The organism is Methanohalobium evestigatum Z-7303 (assembly GCF_000196655.1).
Taxonomy (GTDB): Archaea; Halobacteriota; Methanosarcinia; order Methanosarcinales; family Methanosarcinaceae; genus Methanohalobium; species Methanohalobium evestigatum.
Genome location: NC_014253.1, coordinates 2,071,158 through 2,090,087 on the forward strand (window position 1 = coordinate 2,071,158; position 18,930 = coordinate 2,090,087).

Genomic DNA, 18,930 nt, shown 5'->3' on the forward strand with positions numbered 1-18,930 from the left:
GTAAATATATAAACCAAATTTTGTAATATGAACACATTTATAAATCCAATTACAGGTTTGCTTATAATTTTAAAACTATATAATAGAGGGAAAAATATTGCCCGGGTCAGAAACGTATGAATCAATAGTCAGCAGGGACGAAAAATATGTGATGCAAAATTACACCCGCCAGCCAATAGCATTAAAAAAAGGTGAAGGCGCGGTTGTTTATGATGTGGACGACAATCAGTACATTGATTGTCTGGCAGGTATTGCAGTAAACAATGTAGGGCACTGCCATCCAAATGTTGTTAATGCGATAAAAAAACAGTCAGAACAATTAATCCATGTGTCCAACCTGTATTATACCCAGATACAGACACAGCTTGCTGAAAAACTGGTAGAACTTACAGAAATGGACCGCATATTCTTCTGTAATTCAGGGGCTGAAGCAATCGAATCAGCAATGAAACTTGCAAGATCCGTATCGAAAAAAACGGATTTTGTGGCGGCTGAACAATCGTTTCACGGACGAACCATAGGGTCGCTCAGTGTGACGCATAAAGAAAAATTCAGAAAACCATTTGCCCCTTTGATAGAGGATGTAAATTTTGTACCCTATAATGACTCACAGGCAGTTGCAGATTCGATAACTAATAACACCGCCGCAGTAATCGTAGAACCTATACAGGGCGAAGGTGGTGTGAATATACCTTCAAATGATTATCTCAAAGAATTACGAAAAATATGTGATGATACAGGTACACTTCTGATATTCGATGAAGTACAGACTGGTTTTGGAAGAACCGGTAAATGGTTCTGCAAACAGCATTCAGGTGTACAGCCAGATATAATGGCAATGGCTAAGGCTATGGGTGGCGGTTTTCCCATAGGTGCAATCGCATCAAAAGAGGGTATTACCTTTGATAAAGGCGAACATGCATCTACATTCGGAGGTAACCCCCTTGCCTGTGCAGCATCACTTGGAGCAATAAGAGCCATAGAAGATGATTCTTTGGTACAGCGTTCAAAAGAACTTGGAGACTATTTTGTAGAACGTCTTAAAAACATTTCACGTGATGATGTAGTGGAGGTACGTGGTAGAGGCCTTATGATAGGTATGGAACTAAAATCTGATTGTAAAAAAATTTTGAATTATGCACGTGAGAACGGTGTACTTTTAAACTGTACCTCAGATTCAGTATTGCGTATAGTCCCTCCTCTTGTTATAACCAGTGAGCAGATAGACAAGGTGGTGGACGTAATTGAGCAGGCGTAACCTCATTAAAGACGGTATAAAAAATATACCAGAATATGTACCCGGTAAAACCATTGATGAGATTGCTCTCTCATATGGGCTTGACCCTGACACCATAATAAAACTGGGTTCTAATGAAAATCCACTTGGACCATCACCAGAGGCTGTGGATGCACTTGACAGATACAAGCATCTTTATCAATTAAGTGTTTATCCATCTGCAGATTCAGGAGAACTTGTAGAGGCACTTTCTGGTTACACTGGATATCCTGAATCAAATATCGTTGCATCCGGTCCCGGAATGGACGGGTTAATTGATAACCTGATGCGTCTTGTCATCTCACAGGGAGATGAAGTTATAATTCCCACACCTACCTTTTCCTATTATGAAATTGCAGCACGTGCAAACGGGGCAGTACCAGTATTTGTTAAAAGGGATAATGAATTCCAGATAGATTCAGAATCTGTGCTTAAAGCAGAAACCCCACGTACCAAGATGATATTTATTTGTTCACCAAATAACCCGTCCGGTGACCTTATAGATGAAAAAAAACTTCGCAGGATAGCCGAATCCACGAAAGGACTTGTTTTTGTGGATGAAGCATATGTTGAATTTGCAGACAGGAATATGGCAAACCTTGTCGATGACTATGATAACCTCATAATAGGCAGGACTTTTTCAAAGGCATTTGGTCTGGCTGGTATGAGAATCGGGTACGGTATTATGCCAAAGTGGCTGAAATCCGAATACATGAGGATCTCGACACCTTTTAACTTAAGTGGTCCATCAATAACAGCAGGCATTGCTGCTCTATCAGATACCAAACATCTGAAACAAAGTGTTGAACTGGCAAGGAAAGGACGGAAATATCTTAAAGATAATATACCATTTAATGTATATAATTCTCAGGCTAATTTTGTTCTTGTGGACGTTGCTCCCCAAAAAGCTAAGGATGTATGTGAGCGGCTTCTTGAAGAAGGTATCATTGTCCGGGACTGCACATCATTCAGGGATGCAGGTGATTCATTGATTCGTGTAACAGTAGGAACAAAAGACCAGAATAAACGAGTTGTAGAAGCCTTTAAAAATCAATATCCGGGTTGATTATGCTCACCAGTACTTATATACACATTCCAAAAATAGGTAAATCTACCGAACATAAAATATGGGCGTCAGGAATTACAACATGGGAGGACTTTGTAAAATACCATGATTCAGTTCCCCTCCCAGAATCCAAGCGAAATATTATACTTGAAGGTATAGATGAGTCAATGGAACGGCTGGATAAAAGGGACACCGAGTTTTTTGCAAACTGCCTGCCAAATTCAGAGCACTGGAGAGGTTTTCGATACTTTTTGGATTCTGTTGCCTATGTAGATATAGAAACCACTGGTTTGTCAAATACACATGACCATATAACAGTAGTAGGTGTTTATAACGGCAACCAAACTAAAACTTTCGTGCATGGAATCAATCTTGATGACGTTGCGGATGAATTGAACAAATACGAATTTATTGTAACATACAACGGCGCATGTTTTGACCTCCCATTTATTAGAAAAGAATTTCCTGAACTGGAATTTAACCAGCTTCATGTCGACCTGATATATCCGCTAAAAAAACTCGGATATAAAGGAGGCCTCAAGCAGGCAGAAGAAAAGCTTGGGATATCGAGAAGTGATAACACTACAAAAATGTCAGGACTTGATGCAGTGAAGTTGTGGAACAGATATCAAAAAGGCGACAATGATGCTCTTGACCTGTTGCTTGAATACAATCGCGAAGATATAGTTAACCTTGAAACAATATTAAGCACAATACATTCCAGATTAATTGACAAAACGTTTTCTGACGCGAAAAAACAATTCTAAAAACATCAAAGTTTTCCAACAAATATGTCTTCTGATTTTGATATATCCAAGTTTCCAGACCTTCCCGGTGTATATCTGATGAAAGATAATTCAGATACAGTGATATATATCGGGAAAGCACGTTCACTTAAAAAGAGGGTCAGTCAGTATTTCCAGTCCCAGAAATATCATTCTCCTAAAACCAGAACACTTGTAAAACATATAGCTGATATTGAATACATTGTTACCCAATCCGAAGTAGAAGCACTGATTACAGAAGCAAGCCTTATAAAAAAGCACAAACCCAGATACAATGTCCGTCTAAAAGATGATAAACGCTACCCCTACATCAAAATAACCAATTCAAAATATCCGCGAATATACCTTACACGGCGACGTTTGATGGATAACGCTCTCTATTTTGGACCCTATACAAACGCAGGTGCAGCACGCAAGACCCTTGATATAATATCAAGAATTTTTAAAGTACGTAAGTGTAAGACAAAAATTGATGATGATAAAACTCATTCAAGACCCTGCCTTAATTATCATATCAAACGTTGCCTCGGTCCCTGTACAGGTGCAGTCAGCGAAACAGTGTATCAAGAAGAACTAAATTCTGCTATCAGATTCCTGAAAGGCGAAAGTGATGAACTGGTAAAAGAGCTTGAAGACAAGATGTACCAATTATCACTCAACCAGGAATATGAAGCTGCAAGCGTGGTCCGCGACCAGATCGAGGCTCTAAAAAACCTGACACAACAACAGGTGGCAATATCAGGAACAGATGAAAGGGATGTAATATCTACAGCTGTTGATGAAAATGCGGTATATATCCAGCTTTTCTATATAAGAAACGGGAATCTTGTAGGTAGATCGCAATTCACAATGGACAGGGGTGATGATGAAGTATCCATTCCTGAAGTTTTATCAGGTTTTATCAAACAGTATTACCAGGATTCACCTGTACCACCTGAAATTCTGGTTCAGTATGACATCCCTGAAAAAGATTTGATAAAAAAATGGCTTTATGAAAAATCAGGGTTGCATGTTGATATTCATGTACCCTTAAAAGGTGACAAAAAACGAATCCTTGACCTTGCCGCCAAAAACGCTGAAATGTCCATGAAACAGGAACAGTTAAAAAAAGACCACCAACATCCCAACGAAGTGCTTGAAAACCTGAAAACTGATTTATCGCTTGAAACACTTCCCTATCACATAGAAGGATTTGATATTTCCAATATATCAGGTACAGATGCAGTAGGTTCATTGGTGGTATTTGAAAATGGTGTTCCTGCAAACAGCAAATACCGCCAGTTCAACATCAAAAATGTTGAAGGCATAGATGATTTTGCAATGATGGCTGAAGTGGTGCATCGAAGATTCAGCCGGATTTTAGATGAAAATAAACCCCTTCCAGACCTTATACTCATCGATGGTGGTCCCGGTCAGGTCAGTGCTGCAAAAGGTTCTCTTGACAATTTAAACCTTGACAATATACCTTTGATTGGTCTTGCAAAACAGTATGAACATATAATAACTCCCGAGAACAAAGTAATAATTCTTTCTCAAAAATCAGATTCAATGAAACTTCTTATGAGGATACGTGACGAAGCTCATCGGTTTGCAGTTTCATCCCACCGAAGAAAACGCACTGCAAAACTTACTCATTCAGCTCTTGATGGTATCCCGGGAATAGGTGAATCAAAAAAACGCGCATTGTTGGAACATTTTGGGACAGTTGATAATATAATTAACGCATCAATTAAAGACCTGAAACAAGTTGAAGGTATCAGTAATAACCTGGCACAAAAAATTGTGGATTATTTTGAAAACGATGATAATAAAAAATGATAATTTTTAGAATATATATTTTAAAAAATGTATACTTTTATGGAATTGATTTTGTACAAAATTTTAACAAATGAATCTATCAAATAGCAAAACTTAAAACATAATGCATCCAAATTAAATTTATGACAGTTTCCAAGTAAATAGTGCTGTTTATGTAACGATTGATTAATAAAGGCCAAGTTTAAGGGAGTGTAATTAATGGTCAAAGAAATTAAATTCGGCAGAATCTCCAGAACTGCTAATGTCAGAATGTTAAATGACATGCATGATGTTCTTTACGATAAAAAACAGATGAGTATTAAAAAAAACCCTGAATTGTATTACATGTATCGCGACCTTTATAAAGATGATTACGATTTTGAAACTATTAAAAAACATAACCTAAGATATGATATTACAGTCATCCCTCCAAAAATGATAGGCAGAGAATATGTAAAAACAGCAGGTCACTGCCATCCAAAAGTTCCAGACACAGATGTATCTTATCCAGAAGTATATCAGATTCTGGAAGGATATGCCACATACCTTTTACAAAAAATGGAGGGTGGTAAAGTAGAAGATGTAGTGGTTATCAATGCACAGGCAGGTGATTATGTCGTTATACCTCCTGATTACTGTCATATAACAATCAATACATCTGATGAAACTCTTAAAATGGCCAACTGGGTATGCCGTGAATTTTCCTCCATCTATGACCCCATAAAACAGCGTAGTGGCGGTGCCTATTACCTCCTTGATACTGGATTTATCAAAAATCCGGAATATTATAAAGTACCACAGATACGATACCTGTCTCCAGTAGAATACCCTAAATTTGGTCTTAATAATGGACAGGATATGTATAACCTAGTAACAGGCATAGGAAAATTAAAATTCTTAACGTCCCCCCTGGAATATATGGATGACTTTGATTATATAATCGGAAACTGATACACAACAGTAGTTCTGGTTAATTGACCATACAAAAATGAGAGTTGTAGGATACAACAGAGGAATAAGATGCAAAAACAGGAAAATAAAAAAGATTACCAAGTACAGTTTACTTTATCCAAAATTGTAAACCTGATGTTCAGTACAACCTATGACCCAAAAACTGGCAAAGGTGATGTTATCGCCAATGTTTCAATTATAAACAAGCATGACCTAAACAGAGTACTTGAAATATTTAAAACCGCCATGATGAGTGGTTTGACTGTTAGCCCTTTTATAAAAATTCTACATGAAGGAGAAAGCATTGGAGATTTAACTATCAAAGAAGGTAAAATCGGTCTTGCAACAATGTGCAGTATAACAATTGATGGCATATTGTTAAAAAGAGGCATCCTTGTCAACCCAAAATTTGGAGGGCTGGTTCAGATTGAAGAAGGGTCACCTGTACGTTTTACCGATGTTTTAACCTATGCAAGTACCTCTATAGACCCACTGGAAGCCCTGATGTCACAGGAGATTACCTCAGTAACACAGATGATTAGTACAGGGTCTGGTAAGATTTTGGCAAACCTTAGAGAAGTACCTATAGCTGCACGATATGATATAGACCATGTACTTTCTGATATTATGGATGCAGGACTTAGCGGAATACTGGAAGTTGGAGAACCGAATCGAAAGATACTGGACGTTCCAATTGAAAGAGACCACCTTGGTATTGTTGTTATAGGTGGTACTAACCCCATGGCAATTGTGAGAGAACACGGCATACCCATTGAAACAAATGCAATGTCTACTATTGTTGATATCACAGAAATGAGCGATATTAAAGATATTAATCTATAACCTAAATACATTCATCGGTTAGCCTACAAGTGATGTTATCTGGGAAACGGCATCAATAAATGTATCAATTTCTTCCTGTGTATTGTACAAACCTACCGATGCCCTTACCGCACCATCAACATTAAGAGCCTGTAGGGCTGGCATAGCACAATGGTGACCGCTTCGTACACATATACCTTTTGTCTCATCCAGTATCATGGCTACATCATGAGAATTTAGCCCAGCTATATTAAAAGGGACTACTCCACTGCGATCCTCAGGTCCATATATTTCTACATATGGCATTTCTGAAAGTTTGGAAGCCATATCCTTGACAAGAGATTTTTCATGTTTTTCAATATTACTTATCCCTAAATCATGGACATATTCAACACCTTTTCCAAGACCAATAACACCTGGTATATTGGGTGTTCCGGATTCAAATTTTGTGGGACACGGTTCTATGTCAAAACCAGAAGTAGTTACTGAATGTACCATTCCCCCACCAAAATAGGATGGGTCTAAATTTTCTGGTTCTTTAACATATAAAATACCTGTACCCTGTGGACCCAGTAAACCTTTATGACCGGATGCTGCAAAAAAGTCACAGCCAATAGAACCCACATCAACAGGGAAATGGCCGACAGATTGAGCTCCATCTATCAAAACCATTGCTCCATTTTTATGCGAAATTCGGGTTATCTGTTTGATATCCTGCACTGAACCGAAAATATTTGATACATGGGTTACTGCGACAAGTCTTGTTCTTTCAGTTATAGAATCATATATATCATCAGGGTTAACAATACCTGTATCATCAGGCGATACAACAGTCACATCAACCCCGCAATCTTTTAGATTCATCCATGGTAGAAGGTTGGAATGGTGTTCCAAGGATGTGGTTACAATGTGGTCACCGGAATTCCAGCCCATTCCAAGTGCTACTATATTTATGCTTTCAGTAGCATTTTTCGTCATTATGGTTTTTGAAGATTCAACATTCAAAAAACCGGCTACTTTTTCACGTGAATCTTCATAATGATTGGTTGATTCCCGAGCTAAGCGGTGTGCTCCTCTACCATAACTTCCAGAGTATTTATAGAAATAATCGTTTATGGCTGAAACTACCTGTACAGGTGTCTGCGTTGTAGCTGCACTGTCCAGATATATAACATTATCCAGAACAGGAAAATCTTTCCGAATTTCAAAAATGTCGTACATAGCTTTATATTATTCAACAGGATGAAAAATAAAGTTTTTGCAGGTTATTTTGCCTGTAAACCACCGACCATAAAATCATAAAGTTCTCTATCTTCTTTATCCAGTTTCTTTTTTGTACGCCCACAAACGACCATGTGACAGATTTGTTTTGGATTGCGTTTTTTATCTACCTGATTGTTCTTTGTTACCACTAACTTCTTCATTGATAATACCTCCTGTCTTCATGAATTATTCAAATATACCCCGCTGAAAATCTTCACACAAAAATATTTGCCAAGTAATTACAAGCGTTAAACACTATACTACTCAATTATCGCATATAAAGCTAACGGTTGGAATCAGTCATCGTAAGGTATAAACAAATGCAACATCGTTTTAGTAAAACATGTCAATAATAAATGTTAATCAATCCCTTAAATATCATGAAGGGTCACAGCGAGTATATGATGAAGATACCACTCTTGAAAAAACAAAGTCCCAGCTTAAAAAAATCGGAGTTACGCGTATAGCAGATATAACTCATCTTGACAGAGTGGGTATTCCTGTCTATTCTGCAATCAGACCATGTGCTGCTAAAGGTGCTATATCTGTTTATTCCGGAAAAGGTGTTACTTCCACCCAAGCCAGGATTTCTGCAATGATGGAAGGATTTGAAAGGTGCCTGGCAGAAAAAAAAGATATGAACAATAACATACAGGAAGATATCCCTGGCGATGAATTTGTTGATTCCTTTGATAATATAAAAGAAACATACTATATAGTAAACCCTGCAAAACTTCTCATATCAGAAGATGTAAGAACAGATGACATGATAGAATGGACCAGTGGATGGGACTTGATAAATGATAATGAAATCTATGTTCCATCAAATTCAGTCTATCACCCCTACGATGCCACAAACCAGTGTGTGAAACTGTTCAGAAGCAACACAAATGGTCTTGCAGCAGGTAATGTGATAGAAGAAGCAGTACTTCACGGATTACTGGAAGTTACTGAAAGAGATGCCTTAAGTATTGCAGAAATGAACAGAAACCCCGGTAAAAGGTTAATGCTTGATGAAGATGATGGCATAAGTTATGAACTAATGCAAAAATTCAATGATGCAGGTATTAATGTCAGACTCTGGGTTCCCTATCATGATACTGAAATTACAACGGTGGTTGCATCGGTTGATGATGCTCAATTAAAAGATCCCGCAATGCTTGTGATGGGTGCTGGAGCTCATCTAAACCCGGAAATTGCCACCATAAGAGCCCTTAACGAAGTCGCACAATCAAGGGTTGTACAGATTCATGGTGCAAGAGAGGATACTGAAAGGGACAAATTCGTCCGTAATATCGGATATGAACGCATGAAAAGAATGAATGGCTTCTGGTATAAAGATGAAGATATAGATACCACCACATTAAAAGATTTAAACGATTTGTCCAGAAATTCGCCAGCAGAAAATATTAATACCGTGATTGACCAGCTCAAAAATTTAGTTGATAACGTGGTTGTGGTCAATCTATCAAGGGAAAGCGTAAATATTCCGGTAGTAAGAGTTATTATACCTACCTTTGAAATGTATACACTTGACAGAGAAAGAGTTGGCAAAAGGAAAAACATCGCACTGAAAAAAATCAGAAGAAAAGGCGAAAAAACATGGAACCACAAACGAGTTTGAATATAAAAAAACCGAAAAATCCCAGAATTACTGTTTTTGCAGGCACAAGCATAACCCATGAGGATGCTAAAGAAATACTCAATGCTGACTATAAACCTCCTGTTTACAGGTGTAACATCGATAAGGCGATGAAAGAAGGATACAACATTATCGGAATTATCGATGGAGTATTCTTTGATAAAGCGGCTGTTTCCCACAAAGAGATAATAAAAGCACTCAAAAACAATGTCATCGTTGTGGGTGGATGTAGTATGGGTGCTTTACGTGCATCAGAACTTGATGATTATGGAATGATAGGCGCAGGAAAAATATATGAACAGTACAGGGATGGTGTTATAGAGGCTGACGATGAGGTGGCTGTTGCTACAAATCCTGATACCTTTGAACCTGTATCCAAACCTCTGATAAATATCAGGCAAACTCTGAAAGCGGCATATGAAGATGATATTATTGATGATAAAACCTACAGCAACTTGATAGAAATTGCAAAACATACCTATTATCCATACAGAAGCTACACTGGTATTATTAAACAGGCTGTCAAAAATAATATCCTTACAAAGAAAGATAGCAACAATATTTTGCGGTATTGCAGAGAAAATGAGATAGATATTAAACGTCAAGATGCAATTGCAGTTCTTAATACCATAATAGAAATCGTTGATAGCTAAAAAAGAAAAAAGGTTTGTGGTTTACTTAGAGTATTTTCTTCTTACAAGGTAAAACACTAAAAGCAAGCCAGCAATTGAATAAATCGCCTCGAAACCTGGCTCTTCTTCTGGCGGTTGGGCATTTATAACTTCATCAAACCTTTCTTCTGAATTATTCAGATAACTAATAGCCATTTCCATATTATGGACACCAAGACTTCCATCTTCCTCAACCGCTGTCATGTAATACAGTGCATTATTAAATACAGCTTGTTGTTCCTGATATATCTGAGTTCCATTCAATTCTTCCAGTGATTCTTCAGCATTTTCCCGTTTTGTTTCAAGGTCTTGAAGCCTACTGGATATCCTTGACTGCTGGTTTTCTATAACACCTGATAGTTCAGCCCCGTGACATCTGGAACAATTATTTGTAGACTCTGAATCCACAACCAATGAAACATTCATATCGAATGTATGTCCGGTCTCTGCCGATTCATTTGTAGTTTCATTGAATGGTTTGGCACCCATATGACAGTCCACACACCCTATTTCTACAGGATGCTCACCATTTACATAACTGGAATTGCTGTATATATCCCACTGAGTGTATCTGGCTATTGTTGTCTCTCCATCTGGTTCTGCACCACGGGAATTATGGCAGTTAGAACATAGTTTTACTTCATCTTCTACATGTAACCCGGTTGAATGCGGCTCATGACAGGCCACGCATGTAAGTCTCCATTCTTCCACATCTGAAGGATTTGGCAGGTTTTCCTCATTAAAATCATGAACATCTGCACCTTCAAGGTTTACAACTGCTCCTTCAGTACTTTTACAAGCCACACAATCATCAGAATCCTGAACAAATGGTTCGGTTACATCTGACGGTTCAGAATGGCTTGCCATGTTTTCTGTATCAAAATCATCCTTTGAATACTCGTCCCACTCATCAAATATTGGTTTATGTGGTTCATTATGGCATTTTCCACATAACTCAGCCGAATAATTCATACCCGGGTCTATTTCAGTGGGATTATCTATATGTGCTTCATAACCTTCTTCTGGTGGGCTATGACAGACTTCACAGCCTACATCCGATTCATTTAAACCGGAATGATTTGACATGTTCCATGTTTCATAAACATCCGGATGACACTGACTACAGTCCTCTGGATTCAATGCCATGGATGTTGTTGTCATCAATATTAATATAGTCACCACAACAAAAAGATATTTTTTCATACACCCTCCCCTCTGTATTGTGCTTTATGGATAAGTTTATCAAAACCGATATAAAAATTTACTCTGATTGATTAACGGTTATATTATATTAAAAATGAGAAAAAATATATAACATAAATTTGTGTGTGATGAAAACAAAACCATAAACGGAGATTGTAAAATATGGATATTGATAACATAAGGAAAATTGGTTCTGACCTTAAAAAGGTATACAAACTCAAAACATCACCTGTTGCAGTAAAACTTGTTTCCAGCACACAGGAAATTCCAGAAGGTATTGAAAGAATACAGGAACCTACCCGGCACTGCCAGATGATAGATAATGTCAGGCAGACAGGAACAAGTTTTTATACGCTTGTAGAAGACCAGAAATGTAAAGGTGGTGCTGCGGTCATGGGTCTTCGGGAGATGGATGGAAAACTTGCAAAAGGAGAAGTCTATTATAAACTCGGTGCTTTTGAAACTTCCAATGCAGCACGACGTACAATGCAAAAAGTGCCTAGAGTTCCTGCTGATTCTGTAAAAGCTGTAATCTACGAACCTCTTGAAAAAGCGGAATTCATACCTGATGTTGTAGTTTTAATCGGAACTCCAAAACAAATGATGCAAATATCCCAATCCCTTTTGTACAAACAGGGAGGCAGAATCAATGCAGATTTTGCAGGTAAACAGAGCCTCTGTGCAGATGGTGTAGCAGAGCCATATATGAGTGGTCAGGTATGTGTTACTGTTGGATGTGGAGGAAGTAGGAAACATACACAAATAAATGAAGATGAAATGGCAATAGGTATCCCACTGGAACAATTGGAAGATTTAGCCGATTCTGCAGAAAAAATGTTTGGAAAATAAACGTTAAGTGGTTTTATAAACCACCAAAATTTTGTTTATTGCTATTTATTCAAAGGCACTGGTAAACTCGTGCATAGGTATTGCGGTATAGGTTTTGGTCTTAATACTACCCCTTGATGCGAGTTCAACAGCAGCTTTTGATACTGAGCTTTCGTCTTCTGCTTCTACAATATTCAGAAAATCAAAATCCCCCAGTACAAAGAACTGCTCAAGCACTTTTACACCCATTTGTTCAAGTTCATCATTTACTTCTTTTACCCTTTTAGGGTTATTTTTTAAAGTTCTTGCACCTTCATCTGTTAATTGAGATATCATCACATATTTAGGCATAACAAACCTCCTAAATCCCCAGTATAAATAATCTATATTTTAACATAAATAACTTATTCTGTGTCCTGTTAATTTTACACCGTTGATATTTTGTTCATATTCACCCAAAATATATTAAGAAACATAGAAAGGGTATAATATAACACCATTAACCACAGCCGCGAAAAAGTTAAATAACGAATAGAACATATGTTATATAACTGCGGGACACCTATACCCCCACTCACCAACCCCCTCTACGTCGTTCTCAGGGATTGAACTATTTTCTTGTCCCGCAGCCTTGGATGTGTATATTGTGTATACACGTATTTAAAATTACTGATAATATATTATTATAGGATAAATGAATTAACAACATACAAATGTGGTAAGATTTCCAGATTTCTAATATTATAATATACTTTTAAATGAACACCTGGTTACTTCAACACTTCACCTGTTTGTGTATACCAAAGATAAAGGTCAAGTTCTGCAGGAGTTAAACTCGCCTCTTCCGCCAGTGAACTAAACACCTGTTCAATGTTGTAGTACTTTTTCCTTGTAAGCGTTTTTGGAACTTCTATCAGACCACTGTTGCTCAAAATACGCAGTATATGCTTATCAAGAATAGCCAGATGTTTGTAACCAACATTTCTAAGAAAGTGACTGGATTCCTTGTATCCGATTCCCTTGATTTTTTTGACAATCCATTCACGTGCAGTAAATTCATTTTCCATAGAAGTGATTTTATCCCTGATATCTGCTGCATTATCTCTGGCAAGTATTATGTATTCAGCCCTTTTTTCATAAAACCGGTGACCCATTTGCTTCAAGACTGTGGATAGTTCTTTTTGATCATAGGTCAGGAAACCATCATTTTCTTTCATATAATCCTGAATATCAATTCCCAGCCTTGCACTTGAATTGGCTGTTAGAAGACAGAAACAGAGTTCATTGAACCATTCTTTATTGCCTTTTTTATAAAGGGATTCAAATTCACGGATTCGTTTGTCCACTATTTCTGATATATCGTCTGCTTTCAAATCTTCAACAATTCTTATTAGGTCTTTTCTGGATTCAATATTCAATTTCAAATTTACACCTGTAATTATACTTTAACTTAAAAGATTGTTTATTTTTCCTTTCACAAGAGAATATGCAAAATAAAACACGGACATAACCAGAATAATGGTCGCACCGGATGGTATATCATATAAATAGGATATCCCAAGTCCTCCTGTGCTAAATATAGCACCAAATAATACTGACAAAATCATCATCCTCTTAAAATCGGAAGTCATCTGACGGCTTAATGCTGCAGGTATTGTTAAAAGTGCTATTACAAGAATGATACCCACAACTCTTACCAGAACCATCACTGTGAGTGCTATCATACACAAAAGCAGATAATAAAGTTTCTCTGCCGGGACTCCCATCACAGTTGTCATTTCCTCATCAAAACTAATTGCCAGGAACTCCTTATAGAATATATAGACAACTGAAACAATGACCACATCCAGTATCAACATCAATATTACATCAAAAACAGGTACCGTAAGTATGTTACCAAAAAGATAGGTCATGAGGTTGGGCGCATAACCAGGTGTCAGGTTCAAAAAAACAATACCTATTGCCATCCCACTTGCCCAGAGTATGCCGATTGCTGAATCCTCTGGCAAACTGGAACGTTTTGTAATCCATCCTATACCAAGTGCAGATGCAATTCCAAAAGGTAAAATTCCAAGAATAGGATTAAATCCGAGATAATATCCCATACCTATACCCCCGAAAGATGCATGAGCTATCCCTCCTCCTATAAACACTATACGTTTTACAACAACATAAGCTCCGATGATTCCACAGGCTATACTGGCAAGTATTGCCGCAAACAGTGCATTTCTCATGAATTCATACTGGAGGAGTATATCTACCACCATTCTAAATCTCCGTCAATGGTCTTTGAGCACCCTGTGTGGAACACCGTGAGCTATCATTTCTACTGGACAGTGATAGGCAGCTTCCAGGTCTTCATGGGATATTTCTTTCGAGCCGTGATAGAACAATTTACGATTAAGACATGCTACCTTATCTACATGTAATGATACAGCAGTTAAATCATGAGTCACCATGATTATCGCCATATCTTTTTTCAGTTTTGATAGTAATTCATATAACTCTCCCTGCATATGTGTATCAAGTCCTGCACTTGGTTCATCAAGCAGCAATACTTCTGGTTCCGCTGCCAGTGCCCTTGCTATAAATACTCGCTGTCTCTGACCACCTGATAGTTTACCTATCTGATGGTTGGCATAATCCTCCATATTTACAGTTTTCAATGCTTTATTAGCCTTGAACTTGTCCTCACTGCTATAACGTTTCAAAATGCCTGTATGTCCCATGCGACCCATGAGGACAACATCCCATACACTTATAGGGAAATCATAATCAAAAGAACTATGTTGTGGAACATAACCCACATATTTACGATTTTTTGCAGGACTTTCACCAAACAGTTTCACCTTTCCATTACTCGGTTTTATCAACCCAAGTATTACTTTCAATAAAGTAGTCTTACCTCCCCCGTTTGGTCCAATTATAGCCAGTAGGTCTCTGGGTTGTTCTATTGTCAGGTTAATATCTTCAAGCACAGGTATATTACCATAGTGCACCCAGACATTGCTGAGTTCAACTGCATTATCATATGTTCCCATTTAATCCCCCTTCATGGTTACTGATTAAAATTTTCTGCAAAAACTTCAGAAACATTTCTGAGATTGGATACATAATCCTTTGCAAGCGGGTCTAATGTTACAACTTTTCCGTTGACTTCATTTGCAATTGATTCAGCACTGGATGTACTAAACTGTTCCTGTACATATATTACAGAAATGTTTTTCTTCTTTGCAATATCTACTAATTGCTGTAATTCCTTTGCACTTGGTTCCTTGCCTTCTGATTCAACAGGTATCATGTCTAAACCATATTCTTGTGCAAAATAACCCCATGTAGGATGATAAACCATAAAACTTTGGTTTTCGTATTCTGATAATGTATTATTTATGTAGAAATCCAGTTCATCCAGTTTCTGTATGTATTTATCTTTATTCTGTGAATAATAATCCTTATTTTCAGGGTCGACCTGAATAAGACCTTCATAGATATTCTCAACCATTGTTTTGGCATTTTCAGGAGATGTCCAAACATGGGGGTCATTGTTTCTAATAGTTATACCATCTGATGAATTTACAATCAACATTTCATCATTAACTGAACTGATTTTATTCATCCAGGACCTTTCAAATGGTAGCCCTGAACCCAGTTTTGCATACATCAAAGCGTTACTTAAATCTCTTAATTGTCCCGAAGTTGGTTCATGTGTTGCCGGATTTGCTCCGGGAGGTATCATTACTATTGTATTAACTTTTTCTCCGCCTATCTGCTCCACAAATTCAGCCTGTGGAAGTATGCTGACTGCAACCGTTATATTTCCATCATCTTTTTGGGTTTGAGTCTGTTCTGAACATCCAGTTACAAACAATACAGCGATTACCAATACAACAGACAGCAGTTTATAATATTGATTCATAGCAATTCCTTTTAATTATTGATATATATGAAACTTATTTGGTATCTATGAAAATTTGATGACGACTTTAATCAACGAGTTCACAGCTGTCATGTTTAATCTCCCCACAGTTGCTTAACTGAGGATGACCCATTGACTTACAGATTCTATCTACTGCATATTTTGAAACATGTCCCTCAAATCGTGATACTTCCTCACATGCATCATTTGTGGACAAACCGTAATGGCTGAGTAAAAGACTAAGAATTCTGTGCCTCCTTAACAGAAATTCTGCATATTCTCGACCGTATTCAGTAAGACAAACCCCCCTATAAGGTACATGGTTCACGTAACCACTTTTTGTAAGTTCATTGATTACTTTGGTGGTTGTAGATGGATCTACGTTTAATTGTGAAGATATATCTGTTGTCCTCACTGTTTCGTCCTTTTCAAGCAAAAATTTAAGATACTGTATTTTCCGAGGTGTTAGTTCAAGCCCTGTAAATTTTCCCATAATTAACAAATAATCAAATAAAGCATTTATATTTTGTGTATAAGAACAAAAATAGCCACAATATTTGGTATTGCTCCAAAAATGTTATTATTAATGATTTTTTATAATAAACACCAAAAGCAATAAATAACTAAATCGGCTACTTAACGTTTAGGGGGAATTACATGGTTACAACACAAGTTCCCTGGACATTTGCATGTGCAGATGAAAAAGGGGAGAATTTAAACATTGAAATCGACTTGCCTGGCATAAATAAGGAAAATATTGACTTTAAGATGCATGATAACAGTTATACTGTAAGAGCTGTCAATGACGATATTAAATATGCAGGAACCTTTCCTACCTGCTGCCCGGTGATACCAGAAAAAGCAGTAGCCAAATACACCAACGAGAAACTTATTATTACTGTTCCATTCCAGGAACCTCATATGAAATCAATCGATTTAGAAATAGATTGATAAGGATTATTAAACCAATAACTTAAGTAGATAAACCAGAATATTGTCAAAAGGGGGAGTATAAAATAATGGCTGAAGACCAATTAATACAGACACCATGTGTTTATGCATGTGCAGATGAAAAGGGAGATAATTTAAACATCGAAATCGACCTTCCGGGCGTGAAAAAAGATAATATTGAATTCAAAATAACAGAGGATAGTTTTGCCGTCAGAGCAAACAACACCGACATTAAATATGTCGGCAGTTTTGCTGTATGCTGTCCGGTTATGCCTGATAAAGCTGTTGCAAAATATTCCAATGATAAACTCATTGTCACAGTACCGTTTAAAGAATTACATGAAACTCCTGTAGAAGTTAAAGTACAGTAATAAATACAAATAAAGAAGGAGAAAAATGTATCCAGTAATAGACTACAGTGTATGTGAAGGGGATCTTGCTTGTTATGAAGTATGTCCTGTAGACCTGTTTGATGTTGGCAACAACGAAGAAAAAGAAATAGAGGTTGCTGTTGTTGCACGACCCGAAGACTGTATTGAATGTGAACAATGTATAGAAGTGTGCCCGGTGGATGCTGTAAGACTGGTTGAAGATGAATGATAATGTTATATACAAAATACTGACGTACTCCCACGGATAAATCCGTGGGGTTCTGTGGTCGGTGGGCGTCACACCGTTGCCACTTGCGGGGCGCCAGTACTCCCGTACGATGCATCTCTGTCTGCACCGCATTGATCTCCGGTGCGCATAGCTATATTGAACGCCGCGTTTGCGTCCGCATGATCAACGTGTCCACAATGAAGACACTTGAATGAATCTCCATTTCTAATACCCAGATAACCACATCTACTGCAGTTCTGCGAAGTATATTCGGGTTTTACAAATTCAATTTTGACTCCAAGCAGCCTGGCTTTGTATTCCAACATAAATTGTAGTTGATAGAACGACCAGCTGTGCAGGGAGTATTTGAACGATTTTTTACATTTCACAGAATCCCTTATACCTTTCAGGTTCTCCATCCTGATACCACAGTTATTGGCAGCAGCGGTTTCCACTATCCTGGAACTGATTTTTTGGTTCAGATCCCTGACAATCCTTGACTCTCTGTCATTGACCTGTTTAACCTTCTTGTATTTTCCTTTGACCTGTAGTTTCCTACGGTCGTTTTTATATTTCAGATGTATATGCTGTGCTTTTTTACCCAGTTTCCATACTTTACCAGTCTTCGGGTTAGACATCACAGCTATATGTCCGGTTGTATTCAAATCGACACCCAGATAATCCTCCGGTTCTATTTGTTCTCTCTCAGGCACGGTCACCGACACATAAACGTATTTCTCACCGATTTCAATCTGGTTGATTTTTTCAAAATTATCAGGAAAATAATACCTCAAATCAAGTTTAAGAGGAGTTATCCTTATTTTTCTCTCATTCCTGTTTAACTTTACACTCTGGTTAGGTATTGTCAGTTTAACACTATTTACCTTTTTAGCGGATTTATCTTTAGCATATTTATTGAGAATCTGGTTTGAAATAGCCGATTTCAATCCGATATGCTTGACATCTTTAGATGAACGGGTACGATATTTGACACCATATTCGGCTACTTGCTTAGCTTTTGCAAGTTCTTCAGAGAAATCCCGATCATGTTTGATTTTATAAGTTAGTATCAAATATCATCGCCTCTGTTAAAAGATACGGGCTGATAGAATAAAATAATTATGGTTAATAAATCAATAACCAACGAGGTTGTTTCATC

At 37.5% G+C, this 18,930-nt stretch carries 22 protein-coding genes; 12 read left to right on the forward strand and 10 right to left on the reverse strand.

Annotated elements, in window-relative coordinates:
* Nucleotides 1-97: 97 nt before the first annotated feature.
* From METEV_RS10385 to METEV_RS10410, 6 genes are all read left to right on the forward strand, one after another.
* A complete protein-coding gene (locus METEV_RS10385; RefSeq protein ID WP_013195464.1) occupies nt 98-1,258 on the forward strand; it encodes an acetylornithine transaminase in 1,161 nt (386 codons plus the stop codon).
* Nucleotides 1,245-2,342 (forward strand): histidinol-phosphate transaminase, encoded by a 1,098-nt coding sequence (gene hisC / locus METEV_RS10390; protein ID WP_013195465.1) that lies wholly within the window; start codon nt 1,245-1,247, stop codon nt 2,340-2,342. The genes METEV_RS10385 and hisC overlap by 14 nt, the downstream gene beginning before the upstream one ends.
* Nucleotides 2,343-2,344: 2 nt before the next feature.
* Nucleotides 2,345-3,109, forward strand: a complete 765-nt coding sequence (locus METEV_RS10395) for a ribonuclease H-like domain-containing protein (protein WP_013195466.1) — start codon at nt 2,345-2,347, stop codon at nt 3,107-3,109.
* A gap of 24 nt (nt 3,110-3,133) precedes the next feature.
* Nucleotides 3,134-4,945, forward strand: a complete 1,812-nt coding sequence (uvrC, locus tag METEV_RS10400; protein WP_013195467.1) for an excinuclease ABC subunit UvrC — start codon at nt 3,134-3,136, stop codon at nt 4,943-4,945.
* A gap of 198 nt (nt 4,946-5,143) precedes the next feature.
* Nucleotides 5,144-5,875 carry a glucose-6-phosphate isomerase family protein gene (locus tag METEV_RS10405; protein ID WP_013195468.1) on the forward strand — a complete coding sequence of 244 codons (732 nt, stop codon included), beginning with the start codon at nt 5,144-5,146 and terminating at the stop codon, nt 5,873-5,875.
* A 69-nt stretch (nt 5,876-5,944) separates the two neighbouring features.
* Nucleotides 5,945-6,718 (forward strand): DUF128 domain-containing protein, encoded by a 774-nt coding sequence (locus METEV_RS10410; RefSeq protein ID WP_013195469.1) that lies wholly within the window; start codon nt 5,945-5,947, stop codon nt 6,716-6,718.
* A gap of 18 nt (nt 6,719-6,736) precedes the next feature.
* Here the strand turns inward: METEV_RS10410 and METEV_RS10415 are convergent, their stop codons facing one another.
* A complete protein-coding gene (locus tag METEV_RS10415; RefSeq protein ID WP_013195470.1) occupies nt 6,737-7,918 on the reverse strand; it encodes a cysteine desulfurase in 1,182 nt (393 codons plus the stop codon).
* A gap of 44 nt (nt 7,919-7,962) precedes the next feature.
* Complete coding sequence (locus METEV_RS12450) at nt 7,963-8,121, reverse strand: hypothetical protein (protein WP_013195471.1); 159 nt, start codon at nt 8,119-8,121, stop codon at nt 7,963-7,965.
* 182 nt (nt 8,122-8,303) lie between these two features.
* On the opposite strand from METEV_RS12450, the gene METEV_RS10420 reads away from it, so the two are divergent.
* Nucleotides 8,304-9,584 carry a YcaO-related McrA-glycine thioamidation protein gene (locus METEV_RS10420; RefSeq protein WP_013195472.1) on the forward strand — a complete coding sequence of 427 codons (1,281 nt, stop codon included), beginning with the start codon at nt 8,304-8,306 and terminating at the stop codon, nt 9,582-9,584.
* Nucleotides 9,563-10,255 (forward strand): TfuA-related McrA-glycine thioamidation protein, encoded by a 693-nt coding sequence (locus METEV_RS10425; protein WP_013195473.1) that lies wholly within the window; start codon nt 9,563-9,565, stop codon nt 10,253-10,255. Before METEV_RS10420 ends, METEV_RS10425 begins: the two co-directional genes overlap by 22 nt.
* A gap of 21 nt (nt 10,256-10,276) precedes the next feature.
* Here METEV_RS10425 and METEV_RS10430 read toward each other — a convergent pair whose 3' ends face one another.
* A complete protein-coding gene (locus tag METEV_RS10430; protein ID WP_013195474.1) occupies nt 10,277-11,476 on the reverse strand; it encodes a PGF-CTERM sorting domain-containing protein in 1,200 nt (399 codons plus the stop codon).
* Nucleotides 11,477-11,638: 162 nt separating this feature from the next.
* On the opposite strand from METEV_RS10430, the gene METEV_RS10435 reads away from it, so the two are divergent.
* A complete protein-coding gene (locus METEV_RS10435) occupies nt 11,639-12,325 on the forward strand; it encodes a DUF169 domain-containing protein (protein WP_013195475.1) in 687 nt (228 codons plus the stop codon).
* Nucleotides 12,326-12,370: 45 nt separating this feature from the next.
* On the opposite strand, the gene METEV_RS10440 is transcribed toward METEV_RS10435, so the two are convergent.
* From METEV_RS10440 to METEV_RS10465, 6 genes are all read right to left on the reverse strand, one after another.
* A complete protein-coding gene (locus tag METEV_RS10440; RefSeq protein WP_013195476.1) occupies nt 12,371-12,655 on the reverse strand; it encodes a GYD domain-containing protein in 285 nt (94 codons plus the stop codon).
* 419 nt (nt 12,656-13,074) lie between these two features.
* On the reverse strand, nt 13,075-13,728 hold the full coding sequence (locus METEV_RS10445) for an N-glycosylase/DNA lyase (RefSeq protein WP_013195477.1): 654 nt from the start codon (nt 13,726-13,728) through the stop codon (nt 13,075-13,077).
* Between the two features lie 21 nt (nt 13,729-13,749).
* Nucleotides 13,750-14,571: a metal ABC transporter permease gene (locus tag METEV_RS10450; protein ID WP_013195478.1), complete on the reverse strand. Its 822-nt coding sequence runs from the start codon at nt 14,569-14,571 to the stop codon at nt 13,750-13,752.
* A gap of 12 nt (nt 14,572-14,583) precedes the next feature.
* Entirely contained in the window at nt 14,584-15,345 is a 762-nt protein-coding gene (locus METEV_RS10455) for a metal ABC transporter ATP-binding protein (protein WP_013195479.1), read from the reverse strand.
* A 17-nt stretch (nt 15,346-15,362) separates the two neighbouring features.
* Nucleotides 15,363-16,220, reverse strand: coding sequence for a metal ABC transporter solute-binding protein, Zn/Mn family (locus tag METEV_RS10460; protein ID WP_013195480.1), 858 nt, complete (start codon nt 16,218-16,220; stop codon nt 15,363-15,365).
* Between the two features lie 67 nt (nt 16,221-16,287).
* Nucleotides 16,288-16,713 carry a metal-dependent transcriptional regulator gene (locus METEV_RS10465; protein WP_013195481.1) on the reverse strand — a complete coding sequence of 142 codons (426 nt, stop codon included), beginning with the start codon at nt 16,711-16,713 and terminating at the stop codon, nt 16,288-16,290.
* A gap of 164 nt (nt 16,714-16,877) precedes the next feature.
* Between METEV_RS10465 and METEV_RS10470 the strand changes: the two genes are divergently transcribed.
* The 3 genes from METEV_RS10470 to METEV_RS10480 all read left to right on the forward strand — a co-directional run bounded on the left by METEV_RS10470 (nt 16,878) and on the right by METEV_RS10480 (nt 17,771).
* Entirely contained in the window at nt 16,878-17,171 is a 294-nt protein-coding gene (locus tag METEV_RS10470) for an Hsp20/alpha crystallin family protein (RefSeq protein WP_013195482.1), read from the forward strand.
* Nucleotides 17,172-17,239: 68 nt separating this feature from the next.
* Complete coding sequence (locus tag METEV_RS10475) at nt 17,240-17,542, forward strand: Hsp20/alpha crystallin family protein (protein ID WP_013195483.1); 303 nt, start codon at nt 17,240-17,242, stop codon at nt 17,540-17,542.
* Nucleotides 17,543-17,567: 25 nt separating this feature from the next.
* Entirely contained in the window at nt 17,568-17,771 is a 204-nt protein-coding gene (locus tag METEV_RS10480; protein ID WP_013195484.1) for a 4Fe-4S dicluster domain-containing protein, read from the forward strand.
* Between the two features lie 68 nt (nt 17,772-17,839).
* On the opposite strand, the gene METEV_RS10485 is transcribed toward METEV_RS10480, so the two are convergent.
* Nucleotides 17,840-18,844, reverse strand: coding sequence for an RNA-guided endonuclease InsQ/TnpB family protein (locus METEV_RS10485; RefSeq protein ID WP_013195485.1), 1,005 nt, complete (start codon nt 18,842-18,844; stop codon nt 17,840-17,842).
* Nucleotides 18,845-18,930: the final 86 nt, after the last annotated feature.